Source organism: Alphaproteobacteria bacterium, from assembly GCA_017308135.1.
In the GTDB taxonomy this organism is placed as follows: Bacteria; Pseudomonadota; Alphaproteobacteria; order CACIAM-22H2; family CACIAM-22H2; genus Tagaea.
Genome location: JAFKFM010000009.1, coordinates 11,887 through 24,974 on the forward strand (window position 1 = coordinate 11,887; position 13,088 = coordinate 24,974).

At 62.5% G+C, this 13,088-nt stretch carries 10 protein-coding genes; 3 read left to right on the plus strand and 7 right to left on the minus strand.

Features of this window, described 5'->3' with window-relative positions:
- Together J0H39_13215 and J0H39_13220 are read right to left on the minus strand one after the other, a co-directional pair.
- Entirely contained in the window at window positions 1-1,008 is a 1,008-nt protein-coding gene (locus J0H39_13215) for an ABC transporter permease (protein ID MBN9497708.1), read from the minus strand.
- Window positions 1,009-1,093: 85 nt separating this feature from the next.
- Window positions 1,094-2,869 carry an ABC transporter substrate-binding protein gene (locus J0H39_13220; GenBank protein MBN9497709.1) on the minus strand — a complete coding sequence of 592 codons (1,776 nt, stop codon included), beginning with the start codon at window positions 2,867-2,869 and terminating at the stop codon, window positions 1,094-1,096.
- 488 nt (window positions 2,870-3,357) lie between these two features.
- On the opposite strand from J0H39_13220, the gene J0H39_13225 reads away from it, so the two are divergent.
- Window positions 3,358-4,521 (plus strand): mandelate racemase/muconate lactonizing enzyme family protein, encoded by a 1,164-nt coding sequence (locus tag J0H39_13225; GenBank protein MBN9497710.1) that lies wholly within the window; start codon window positions 3,358-3,360, stop codon window positions 4,519-4,521.
- Window positions 4,522-4,814: 293 nt separating this feature from the next.
- Here the strand turns inward: J0H39_13225 and J0H39_13230 are convergent, their stop codons facing one another.
- The 5 genes from J0H39_13230 to J0H39_13250 are packed head-to-tail and all read right to left on the minus strand — an operon-like array spanning window position 4,815 to window position 10,141.
- Window positions 4,815-6,104 carry an extracellular solute-binding protein gene (locus J0H39_13230; protein MBN9497711.1) on the minus strand — a complete coding sequence of 430 codons (1,290 nt, stop codon included), beginning with the start codon at window positions 6,102-6,104 and terminating at the stop codon, window positions 4,815-4,817.
- Between the two features lie 26 nt (window positions 6,105-6,130).
- Entirely contained in the window at window positions 6,131-7,294 is a 1,164-nt protein-coding gene (locus J0H39_13235; GenBank protein ID MBN9497712.1) for a mandelate racemase/muconate lactonizing enzyme family protein, read from the minus strand.
- Between the two features lie 5 nt (window positions 7,295-7,299).
- Entirely contained in the window at window positions 7,300-8,394 is a 1,095-nt protein-coding gene (locus J0H39_13240) for an ABC transporter ATP-binding protein (protein ID MBN9497713.1), read from the minus strand.
- Window positions 8,395-8,402: 8 nt separating this feature from the next.
- Entirely contained in the window at window positions 8,403-9,239 is an 837-nt protein-coding gene (locus J0H39_13245; protein MBN9497714.1) for a carbohydrate ABC transporter permease, read from the minus strand.
- Window positions 9,236-10,141: a sugar ABC transporter permease gene (locus J0H39_13250; protein ID MBN9497715.1), complete on the minus strand. Its 906-nt coding sequence runs from the start codon at window positions 10,139-10,141 to the stop codon at window positions 9,236-9,238. The genes J0H39_13245 and J0H39_13250 overlap by 4 nt, the downstream gene beginning before the upstream one ends.
- A 148-nt stretch (window positions 10,142-10,289) precedes the next feature.
- Between J0H39_13250 and J0H39_13255 the strand changes: the two genes are divergently transcribed.
- Complete coding sequence (locus tag J0H39_13255) at window positions 10,290-11,993, plus strand: SMP-30/gluconolactonase/LRE family protein (protein ID MBN9497716.1); 1,704 nt, start codon at window positions 10,290-10,292, stop codon at window positions 11,991-11,993.
- Window positions 11,994-12,014: 21 nt separating this feature from the next.
- Window positions 12,015-13,058, plus strand: coding sequence for a mannonate dehydratase (locus J0H39_13260; GenBank protein ID MBN9497717.1), 1,044 nt, complete (start codon window positions 12,015-12,017; stop codon window positions 13,056-13,058).
- Window positions 13,059-13,088: the final 30 nt, after the last annotated feature.

Consider the following 13,088-nt stretch of genomic DNA (forward strand, 5'->3'; position numbering starts at 1 on the left):
TCATCTGGCGGCGCTCGACTGGCGGATCCGCGGATCGAGCAGCGGATAGACGAGATCCATGATCAACATCGCGAACGAGATGGTGCAGATCAAAATGAACACGATCCCGTAGATCACGAAATAATCGAGATGCTGGATGGCGCGGAACAATTGCTGCCCCACGCCGGGATATCCGAACACCAATTCGACCAGAATCGAGCCCGACAGAACATGGCCGAGCGACAAGGCGAGCAGCGTCAGCTGCGGCAAGATCGCGTTGCGCAGGCCGTATTGCAGGAAGCGCCGCCGGTTCTTCAAGCCCAGCGCTTCGGCGAAGTTCATGTAATCCTCGCCCTGCACCGTCACCATCATGCCGCGCATCGCGAGCGCCCAGGTGCCCAGCGTCGACAGCAGCATCGATGCCGCCGGCAGGATCGAGTGATAGAGAATCTCGAGCACGAGCGGCACGCTCCAGACGAACGACGTCCGGATGCCCATGCCGCCGCCCAACGGAAACCAGCCGAGCCGATAGCCGAAGACGTAAACCAGCACCAAGCCGATCAAATAGAACGGGATGGCCGAGAACACCATGAGCAGCGGCACGAGATATCGGTAGAACGAGGACGAGCCGCGCCAAACGGTCAGCGCGCCGATGATCGTGCCGATCGCGAAGCCCAGCAGGGTCGTGGTCGTCAGCAAGGCGATCGTCCACGGCAACGCGCCGCCGATGATGTCGATGGTCCGGCTGGGGTAATAGGCGATCGATTGGCCGAGATCGAAACGCGCCGTATCGCCGAGGAAGGCGAGATATTGCTGCCACAACGGCTTGTCGAGACCGAATTTGACGTTGTAGGCGTCGACCAACGCTTTGATATCGCCGGCGGCGCCGCCCTGTTCGAGCTGGGTCAGCAGCTTGTCCTGGATCGGATTGCGCGGCGCGATCCGGGGCACGAAGAAGATCAACGTGCTGGCCGTCCAAACCACCAGGAGGAACATCCCCAAACGGCGGCAGATCGATAAGAACGTCATAAGTCCCTACGGCACGTTACGGCATTGTATCCAAAGCCCGGGGCCGCCGCGCGTTCGATGTCGCGCGGCGGCCCCCGCTTCACCGCTAGTTTTTCTGCACGTTGAGCAGCATCAGATAGCCCGTATCCGCCCAGAACGTCGGCGGAATATAGGCGTTCTGCGTGGACGGCCAGTTCTTCCAATACGTCGTGTTCATCGGGATGCGATGATAGAACTGGGAAATCGGAACCGTCACTTGCTGTTCGAGGAAGATCGTCAACGCCTTCTCGACCAGCGGCGGAACCTTCGGATCGGCCGGCGCCAGGGCTTCGATCTGATCCACGAGATCGCTGAACTCGTCGTTCTGCCAGCGCGCGGGCCATAGCGGGATCGTCCCAACGGGGCGGTACCAACGCTTATGGTAAAGGCGCAGCGTGTGGAACGGATCGTTGACGCTGGCGCCGTGACCCCACACCCACCACGCGGCTTTGCCCTGGTAGATGACGTCGCGGAAGCCGGGCCGGGTATTGGGCGCCACTTCGAAACCCGCGCGGCGCAACTGTTCCGCAATGACCGGCGACACGGCGTTCAACGAGTTGGTGTGGTAGAGGTCGCCGCCCATCCGCTTGCCGTTGAGCGTCCAGAACCCTTGCGCGTCCTTCTTGGCACCGGCCTCCAGCATCAACGCATCCGCAGCCCGCGCATCGGTGTCGACCACCCGGAACTGCTTGATCTTGGCTTCCATCCGCCCGAAATACGGCTGCAGCGCCGGATAGCGCGGATACGGCAAGGGCGAAATTTCGGCCGCACCTTCATAGGCGAAATCGACGATCTGCTTGCGGTTCAGATAGAGCCCGACCGCGCGGCGGATGCGGATATCCTTCCATTGCGGATCGTCGTGATTGAAGAACAGCGACGTCGGCCACCAGTCGATGTTGCCGAACGGCGCTTCGCGGCCCGAGAAAGTCGTGATCTTCGGCGCGCGCGCGATCAGGTTCTTCATCACCGGCACATGCGCTTCGAGGATCGTATCGACCTCGTTGTTGGCGACCAGCTGCGCCGCCTGCTCGTGCGTCGTGAACGGAATGAAGATGACGCGCTTCATCGCCGGCAGCGGACGCAGGCCGACCTGCGCGCCCCACCAATCGTCGCGCCGGTCCAGGATGATGCGTTCCGGCTTCAACTCGGTGACGCGGAACGCGCCCGTGCCCACCGGCCAGTTCGGCTTGGACGGATCGAGCGCCGTGAACGTTCCCATCGCGTTGGGATCGACGGTGCCGTAGACGTGCTTGGGAACGATATGGATCGCCTGGCTCGCGAAACGGATCGCGAAGAAGGTGAAGAACCAGCGCGGATCCGGGCGCGTCAGTTCGATTCTGAGCGCGTGATCGTTGAGCCGCACCAGCGCCTTGATGTCGCGGGCCATATCGTCGGCCCAGAACAGATCGGCCTTGCCCTTACCGTTCGCTTGCAACATCGAGATCGTATAGATCACGTCGTCGACGCTGAATTTCTCGCCGTCGCTCCACTTCACGCCTTCGCGAAGATTGACCGTCACGGCGGTATAGTCGCTGTTGTACTCGTAGCTCGTCGCGAGCCACGGGATCATCTCGTCCTTCAAGACGTTGTAGTAGTAGAGCCCTTCCAACACGTGCGTGACGCTCGAACGGCGATCCAGGCCCGGACGGAACGGGTTGAAATCGTTGTACTGGGAGAAGGTCGGCGATCCGGTGGACGATTGTCCGGTCGCGATGAAGGTGTCTTCGCGCGGAATTTGGGTCTGCTGCGCGTGCGCCATCGTTCCCGTCGCGACGAGTGCCGCCAACGAGAGCGCGCGGAGCGCCGATAAGCCGATCGATGTTTTGGACGCAAGGACGCTCATGGGCAGAGCCCTCCCATAGTGTTTTTATGTGGCGGCAGCGTCTCAAATTATATATTAAAAGGCAAGTACAGAATATAATTTGTTAACACGAATTTTGGGGCATCGCTGCCGCATTGCGGGCGGCATCCGGATGCCGGCGTTCCAATTCGAACCGCCGCATTCGCGCCGCCACAGGCGCATCCAATGACCAATTAATGCCGACACTATATGAATTTCTGATGCTACTTGCGCGAAGCCCAAGCGGCGCTTGCGTCCATTGTTCGGCCGGTCGAATTCTCTCCGCCCGAAACCCGGCATTCCCGCCACCGCACCGAAAGTGACCCGCAAAGCAACCGGCGAGAGTCGGCATTTTTGACGTGCATTGACTTGCTTTATTATGTATGAAAAACACAAAATAATATATTTTTTAATGGGGCATTGAGGCACGACCGGGCCCGCCCCTGCCCCCACAACGCCGCGCCGACCAAAGCCCAAGAAGAGGACGTCCAATGCCGAATAAAATCACCGCCGTCATTCCCTGGATTGTCAAAACCGGTGCGAGCGGCTGGGGGGAGTATCTTTTCGTCGAAGTGCGGACCGCGGACGGAATCACCGGCTGGGGCGAAATCACGTCGACGACGCCCAACGCCAATCGGGCGGTTTCCAACATTCTGCGCCAGCTCAGCGGCTTCATCGCCGGCGAGGACCCCGATCGGATCGAGCGCATCTGGCACAAGATATTCCGGTCCTTCACCTATATGGGAACGCGCGGCGCGGCCTGTCACGCCGTCAGCGGAATCGATATCGCGCTGTGGGACATCCGCGGCAAGTCGCTGGGCAAGCCGATCTACGATCTGCTCGGCGGAAAACTGCGCGATGACATCCTGCTCTACACGCATCCGCTGCGCCGACTTCTGGACAACGACGAAACGCTGGTGACCGAGATCCGTGCGATCGTCGATTCCGGGCATACGGCGCTGAAGACCGATCCGTTTCCGCATCTGGAGGGGGAGTCGCCGCGCAACGACGATTATCTCGACGGTGGTCTCGGCAAGGAGGCCGAGAACTACGCCGCCAAGATGGTGGCGCGCATACGCGAGATCGCCGGCCCCGATATCCAGATTCTGATCGACGCGCATGGCCGGTTCAACGTGCCGACCGCCATTCGCCTGTGCAATCGCCTGAAGGATGCGGGCGCGATCGACTGGTTCGAAGAGCCGGTTCCCGTCGAAAGCTACGCGGCACTTCAGCAAGTGCGCGAAAAGGTCAACGTGCCGATCGCCGTGGGCGAACGCCTGCATACGCGCTGGGAGATCGCACCGGTGCTCGAAAAGCGCCTCGCCGACTTCATCATGCCGGACGTCACCTGGACGGGCGGGATCAGCGAACTGAAGAAAATCGCGACGATGGCCGAGACCTACTACATCCCCGTCTCGCCGCACGACGCCGCCGGTCCGATCAACATACTCGCGGGCGCGCACGTCATGATGACGACGCCGAATTTCTATCGCCTCGAAACGTCGCGCTACGATCTCGGCAAATACGACGTGTTCATCGAAACGCCCCTCGACAACGCCAAGGGCCGCTTGAAAGTCCCGACGTCGCCGGGTCTCGGCGTCGTTATGAATGTCGACTATCTGCGCGCCCATGCCGCGGAAGGTTACGGCGGCTGATCCGACGCCGTTTCCGTCCTGCGACACGACGAAGCCCGTCGCTGGTTTCCCAGGGGCGGGCTTCGAAATTCTTGATGTCTGAATTTTTGCGGCAACGCCCGCAATTCCGGGTTTCCGGATGGTGGGCGCTACAGGGATTGAACCTGTGCCCCCTACCATGTCAACGTACGTGGACAGCGTGTGAAATCAATTGTTTAGGAATGGGGTTTCCCGCAAGGCGACGACCATCCTGCGGGAAATAATTGCGATGCGGCGGCCCCTTGCAAGGCCGCCGCGCTTTCTTGCCGTCGCGATCAGTTGGCGCGTTCGCGGCCTTCGGCTTCGACCGCCTTCAGCGCCGCGTTGGGTGTCGCATCGCCGCGCGCGACCTTCTGCACGGCGACGTTGAGATCGCTGTACAGCGCCCCGACATTGCATTGCGGCGGCGGGAAGGTGGCGTTGGCGCCCCAGCCCTTCGCGATCTCGTGCATCCAGGCATTGGCGGGCGTGGCGAGATCGGGATGCGCCAGCACCGATTTGCGAAACGGCACCTGGCCGCCCTGGATCGTCCATTTCATGGCGGCTTCGGCACCGGCCATAAACGCGACGAAAGCGCCCGCTTCGCGCTGGCGGGGCGAGCCCTTCCACACCACGGATGTCCAACCGTCGAGGATATACGGGCCCGGCTTTTCGCCGCTCCAGCTCGGCCACGGCAGAACGCCGACCTGGTTGCGGTCGAACACCGCGCGTTCCTGGATGCTGGCGACACGGCTGGTGCCGCCGACGGTGATCGCCTGACGGCCGCCGATGAACAGTTCCTGGCTGTCGTCGCTGGTTTGCGCCAAAGCTTCGCGCGAGGTGGCACGCTCGGTGATGAAGTTCGCCGCCATCTGAATGGCTTTCTCGCCCGCCGGAGTTGCCAGCACCGGCACGCATTTGCCGTCGAAGATGCGCGGCTGCTGATCGACGATGCCGACGAACGCCAAAGGTTGCGAGGCGCCGTCGCGCGACAACGGGAAGCCGAGGCCCCAGGTCGTGCCCCCCGCCGTTTGTGCGGTCAGCTTTTTGGCGGCGGCGAGCAAGCCATCCCAGGTCCGCACGTCGTTCGCCGTCACGCCCGCAGATGCGAACAGATCCTTGCGATACAGCAACGTGTTCGACAGCAGCATGATCGGGGCTGCCAGGATGCGGCCGTTCTGCGTCACCGCATCGAACGGCGCCTTGGTGACGTAATCGTCCCATTCCGCCGCACCCCAATTGCCGAACGCGGTCTGGCGCAGATCGGCTGCGACGTCGGCGGAGAACGGCAGGACGAGGCTCGGGTAATTGATCCAGGCGATATCGGGGGCGGTGCGCGTGCTCGCCGCGATGGTGAATTTATTCGCGATCTGGTGCCAGACTTGCGGCTCGACGCGCACCTTGATCGTCGGGTTGCGCTTCTCGAATTCCTCGATCAATTCGCGCAACACGCGTTCGCGCGGCGTGTTCTTCGCGGGATCGAGGAAGCTCCACATCGTCACCGTCGTCTGCGCCGCAGCCTGACCGGCAGCGACGAGCGAAGCGGCCAGCGCGGCGGCCGCCAGCATTCTTCCTTTATACGACATGTTCTTTCCTCCCATTTTTATCGGTTTCAAACAGCGCATCGGGCGATATAGGCCTCGTCGAGTTCGAGGCCGAGACCGGGTTTGTCGTCGACGGAAAGCCGCCCATCGGAGAGTGCAAAGCCGCCCGAGGCCAGTGCCCGAAACGCCGGGTTGGACGCGGCCGGATATTCGAAGATCGCAACGCTGGGGCAAGCGATCGCAAACTGTGCGCTCGCCGCCGCCTGTACGGTGCCGCCCCAAACATGCGGCGAGACTTCGATTTGGAACGCGCCGGCAAGTTCGCCGATCCGGCGCGCTTCGGTGATGCCGCCGCACACGCCAAGATCGGGCTGGAACACGTCGAGCGCCGACGCGTCGAGATACGGCACATAGTCGAAGCGCGTGAAGTCGTTCTCCCCGGCCGCGATCGCGCAGGGGCTGGCGGCGCGCAACGCGGCGAATTCGCGCTTGGCATCGCCGGTCATCGGTTCTTCGAACCAGCGCAGGCGCGCCGATTCCGTCCCACGCGCGAAGATCTTCGCCTCGACCGGGTTGAACGTGCCGTGTGCGTCGACCATCAGCTCGATATCGGGACCGATGGCACGTCGCGCCGCGATCACCCGCGCGATCGACGCATCGATGGACCCGTATTTGGCGCCCACGCGCATCTTGATCGCCTTGGCGCCGGTGCGATCGAGATAGAGGCGAAGCTCGTCGCCGATCTTTTCGACCGGCCCCCAGCCGCCCGATGCATAGACGGGCAATGTCGGCTTGGTCTTGCCGCCGAGCAGCCGCCACACCGGCTGACCGGTCGCTTTGCCCAGCAGATCCCACAAGGCGATGTCGATGCCGCCGATGGCGCAGATCGACAAGCCGCGCCGCCCAAGCGCAGGCATCGCGCGGCCGGCGCGGGCGGCGACATCGGCGCGCTTGCCGTTGTATAGTTTCTCCCACAACCGGGTGATATCGCGCGGATCCTCGCCGATCAGCTGCGGCCCCAGATCGCCGTTGATGATCGCGGCGATGCTGGCATCCGCCGAGGCGGGAGAGCCGCCGGCCTTGGTCTCGCCGATCCCCATCAGTCCCGCATCGGTTTCGATGCGCACGAGCACGGTCGACAGCGTTTCCATCGGACCGTAATCGCTGACGTTCCGCTCGCCTTCGGCAACCGGACATTCCAAGCGTTGGGCGGTGACGCGCGTAATCTGCATCGCGCTCAACCTTCCGCCCCAGCCAGCGATGCGCCACCATCCGGTTCGAAGAAGTGGAAATGCGCCGGATCAAAGACGAGGCGCACCTTGTCGCCGGGCTTCAGATCGGCATTAAGATCGGCGCGGCAGGAAAGCTGTGCAGTACCGACAGCGGCATAGACAACCAATTCGGGGCCGACGAGTTCGACCTGCTCGACGATTGCGGGCGTGCCCGTATCGCCACGGACCGCTTTGATCGCTTCGGTACGAATGCCCAGCACGGACTTGCCGGCGCGCAAATTCCGCCAGCGCTTTTCCTCGGCCAGCGGCAACGTCAATCCGTCGGCGACGAAGCTGGCCTTGCCTCCGTTGGCTGCGATCGCGCCATTCACGAAATTGATTTCGCGCTCGCCCACGAAATTGGCGACGAACATATTCGCCGGCCGGTGATAGATCTGGTTGGGCGTGCCGTATTGCTGCAAATGGCCCTGATCGAACACGGCGATGCGCGTGGACATCGTCAACGCTTCGGCTTGATCGTGCGTGACATAGACGATCGTCGATTTGATCCGGTCGTGCAGCGCCTTGATGTCACGGCGCATACGGATGCGCAAACGCGCGTCGAGATTCGACAACGGTTCATCGAGCAAGAACACTTTTGGATCGCGCACCATCGCGCGGCCCAGCGCGATGCGCTGCTGCTGGCCGCCCGACAGTTCCTTGGGATAGCGCGCCAGCAAAGCCGCCACGCCGAGGCTTTCGGCCGCTGCTTCGACCTTCGTTTTGATTTGCCCTTCATTGAACGCGCGGCCGCGCGCGCGCAACGGGAAAGCCAGATTCTCGAACACCGTCATATGCGGGTAGAGCGCGTAATTCTGGAACACCATCGCGATGTCGCGTTTGTCGGGCGACAAATCGTTGACGCGCGTTCCGCCGATGGCGATGTCGCCCGAATCCGCATCGAGCAAGCCGGCGAGGAGATTGAGCGTCGTCGACTTGCCCGATCCCGACGGCCCGAGCAGCGAGACGAACTCGCCCGACCGGATTTCAAGATCCAGCCCGGCCAATGCCGCAACCGGCCCGAACGCCTTCCGGACACGCGAAAATCGTACGTCGGTCATCTTACCCCTCAGCCCTTGACGCTGCCGCCGGTGACACCGGAGACGAAGTATTTCTGGAAGATCACGAAAATCAGGATGATCGGTGCGATCGACACCATCGAAGCCGCCAGCAGCGGCCCCCATTCGCGGCCGAAGAAGCCGAGATAGAAATAGACCGCAACGGGCAGCGGCCTTACGGCTTCGGCCGACGTCATCACCACCGCGACGACGAAATCGTTCCATGCCGCCGTCAATACGAACAGGCCCGACGCGATCAGACCCGGCCCCGCCAGCGGCAGGATCACGCGGCGCAACGCGTCGAACCGGCTATAGCCGTCGATCATCGCGGCGTTTTCGAGCTGGCGCGGAATCGTGTTGAAATAGCCGAACATGATCCAGATCACGATCGGCAATTCGTAAGCGGTGTAGAGAAGGACGAGGCCCGTGCGCGTATCGAGCAGCCCGAGATTGGCGATCAGCGTATAGGTGGGGACGAGCAGCGACGCGATCGGGATCGACATCACCGTGACGACCGTCAGCATCACCAGATTGCGGCCCGGAAAGGCGAAGCGCGACAGCGCGTAACCGGCGAAGGCGCCCACCGCAAGGCACAGCGCCACCGTCGCGGCCGACACGATCGCGCTGTTGGCCATGTAGTGGAACAGCTGGTTTTCGATCAGCGTGGCGTAATGCGCGAAGGTCACTTCCGACGGGATCAGTTCCGGCGGCACTTGCAGAATGCGGTTGGCGGGTTTGAGCGAGGAACTCAACCCCCACAGCAGCGGGGCAAGGGCGAACAGCACGATCACCGTGTTCAGCGCGAAGTCGCCGATCTTGCGCAAGCGGATGACGCGGACGTAGCTCACCGCAGCTTCTCCGTCGGTTTGAACAGCTTCACCAGCAGCACGATCATGCAAACGTTGATTAGGAACACGACGAAGGACAGCGCGTTGGCGCGGCCCAGCGCGTAATCCTCGAAGCCGAGGCGGAACGTTCGCAACGCCACGGTCTCAGTTTTGTTGACCGGCCCGCCGCCGGTCAGGATCAGCTGGAACGTCAGCGAATTGACGAAATGCATCAGCAGACGCACGAGCGTGATCAGCATCGGCGTTTTTAGCAGCGGCAGCGTCAAGCGGCGGAAGCGATACCAGGGGCTGGCTCCGTCGACGCGCGCGGCGGCGTAAAGTTCCAGCGGGATGCTTTTGAGGCCCGCGAGCAGCAGGATCATCGCGAAAGCCGCATCGCGCCACACGGCGTTGTAGATCAGCGCCGCCATCGACGACGCGGAATCGGCGAACACGCTGAAATCGGCGATGCCCAGCGGCCCCAGCACGGTCTGCGGCACGCCCGAATCCTGCGACAGCACCCATTTGAGCAGCAGCGAGCCCACGAGCATCGAGATGACATAGGGCACGAGCACGACCGCGCGCATGAACACCGCGACGCGGCCGTCGCGTTCCAAATGCAGCGCCAACGCGAAGCCGACGACGAAAGTCAGGATCAGCGAGCCGAAGGAGAAGACCGCCGTCACCGCGAAGCTGTTCAGCACCGCGGGCGAGGTCAGCACCGACAGATAATTGTCGAAGCCCAGGAAGCGCCCGACCTGGAAGAAGCGCACCGAGTGCAAGCTGTAATAGAGCCCCACCGCCAGCGGCACGAAGACGAATAGGAACTCGATCAACAGAGCGGGCGCCACCAAACGCAGCGCGAATGCATCCGCATCCGCGCGCGAAGCGCCTTTCCGTCGGCGTTGAAACCACGCCCGCATGTCCCGAACTTCCTCCCTCTTTCTTACTGTCTCAAATAATGAGATACTTGTTTCATTAATTGAGATATGCGAATGTTGCTCCATGCAGAGCGAAAGTCAAGCGTTCCGTTCCCTTACTAACCGCAGCGATTCGCGGCGCGGAGACGCTATGACGCAAAACAATTCCTCCACCGAAAAGCCCGGAACGCCTTATGCGGGCACGGCCTTGAAGGCTTTGTCGGTGTTCGACGTGATCGCGCGTTCGGATCGGCCAATCGCGTTCAAGGATTTGATCGAGCCCTGCGGCCTGCCGCGCGCGACGCTGCATCGAATGCTGAGCGCGCTGACCGAATCCGGTCTCGTGCGCTACGACCCGGACCAGCGCACATATTGGCTGGGCATGCGGTTGATCGATCTCGCCGGCAAGATCTGGGAGCGCATCGATTTCTCCGGCGCCTTCGCCCGCGAGTTGGATCGCCTGCGCAAGCTGACCGGCGACAACGCGCAGATTGCCGCGATCGAAGGTTTCCAGATCGTCTATGTCGACGAGCGCGATTCCTTCGACGAGATTCGCCTCTATTATTTGAAGGGCCGCCGCCACCCCGCCTATTGCACGGCAATGGGCAAGGCGATCCTCGCCTGTCTCGATGCGGCGGAGTTGAAACGCCTGGTCGGCGCCAACGCGATGACCGCCTATACGCCGCGCACGATCACCGATCTGCCCGCGTTGCAGATCGAACTCGCGTTGACGCGCGAGCGCCAATACGCGATCGACGACGAGGAGTTAGAAATCGGCCGGCGCTGCATCGCGGCCGCAATCCTCGATCATCGCAACCAGGCGATCGCCGCGATCGGCTTGACCGGCCCCGCCGACCGGATGAGTGTGGCGCGCTGCCATGAATTGGCGCCGGAGCTGATCGCCGCCGCCAACCGCATCACGATGGCGCTGCGCCGCTTGGGCGATGCGGGCAGCGTCGAGCCCGCGTCGGTCGACAAGCCCGCCGATCCGCGCGTGGCTTGCGCCTTCCCTGGCACGACCTTCATCGGCGATTCGCCCGTATGGGACGATCGCGCGCGGCGCTTACTGTGGGTGGATATCCTCGCCCCGGCCATCCATTCCGGCGATCCGAAAACCGGCATCGATACGACGACACTGATGCCGAGCCTCGTCGGTTCGATCGTGCTGCGCGGAAAAGGCGGCCTGGTCGCCGCGATGCAAACTGGCCTCGCCTTCGTGTCCGACAAGGCCGAGGTTACACCGATCGTCCATCCCGAAGCCGACAAGCCGCCCAACCGCCTCAACGACGGCAAATGCGATTCACGCGGCCGGTTCTGGTTCAGCTCGATGAGTATGCAGCGCGAACCGGGCAAGGGGGCGCTCTACCGGCTCGATCCCGATCTGAAACTCGTGACGGTCGAAACCGGGCTGACGATCTGCAACGGGCCCGATTGGAACCTCGCCGACGACCGGATGTATCTGACCGATGCGATCCGTAACCGGGTGCTCGTCTATCCCTACGACGCGGCTACCGGCGCCATCGGCACGCCCGAAATCCTCACCCAGCTTCCCGAAGACGGTGGTGCGCCGGGCGGTATCGCCGTCGATCTCGAAGACCATCTTTGGACGCCGATGTGGGACGACAGCGAAGTCCTGCGCATCGCACCCGACGGTAAAATCGTCGCGCGCATCCATGTGCCGGCCCTCAAGCCCGCCAGCGTCGCCTTCGGCGGCGAAAATCTGGACACGCTTTACGTCACCTCTGCCCGCATCCGCATGTCGGCCACCCAAATCGAACGCGCCCCACTGACCGGCAGCGTGTTCGCCATCCGCGCCGGTGTGCGCGGACGCCCCCCCAATCGATTCGCCGGATAGAAGGACAATAGGGAGAAAACGATGTCGTTAGGTTTTCGCGTCGCCGTCGGGCAATTCAAGGAAGTGACGCCGGACGATCTTTCGTTCTGCAAGCAACTCGGCGTCACGGGTATCACGATCAATCGCCCCGATTTCGACGCGCCTTCCTGGCGCACGTTTCTCGGCAAGCACTATCCCTACGGACCCGCCGACTTCAACAAATCGGCCAAATGGGACTTCATGGATCTGCTGAACTTACGCCGGCGGATCGAGGATTTCGGGCTGAAGCTCGAAGCGATCGAAAACGTGCCCTATCGCTTCTACGACAAGGCGCTGATCGGTGCGGAAGGCCGTGACGCGCAGATCGAGAATTACTGCGAGACGCTCCGCAATCTCGGCCGCGCGGGCATCAACACACTCGGCTATCATTTCTGCCCCAATCTCGTCTGGCGCACCTCAACCGCGCGGCCCGCGCGTGGCGGGGCGGGCGTGACCGCATTCAGCTATGACGACGCGCGCCACGCGCCGCAAACTCATGGCCGCGAGATCGGCATCGCCGAGATGTGGGAGAATTTCGAATATTTTATCACGCGCGTGCTGCCGGTTGCCGAGGAAGCGGGTGTGCGCATGTCGCTACATGCCGACGATCCGCCGGTCCCCACGCTGGGTGGTGTCGCGCGCATCATGAACAGCCTCGACGGGTTTCGACGTGCCATGAAGATCGGCGACAGCCCCAATCACGGCCTGACCTTCTGCGTGGGCACATGGGGCCAGATGGGCGGAGAAACCGTATACGAAGCGCTCGACGAGTTCAGCCGGCAGAAACGCGCCTTCTATCTGCATATGCGCAACATCAAGGGCTCGGTGCCCGATTTCTCCGAATGCTTCATCGACGAAGGCGATCTCGACGTCGTGCGCATTCTGCGCATTCTGAAGACCAACGGCTTCGACGGGTTCATGATCGACGATCACGTGCCGCAAATGACCGCCGATACGCCCTGGGGCCATCGCGGCCGCGCGTTCTCGACGGGCTATCTGCGCGGCCTGTGCCGCGGCATCGAGGAAGCGGATCGCGCGACGAGCTAAGATGCAGGCGGCATAGAGGCGGCCTTCGCT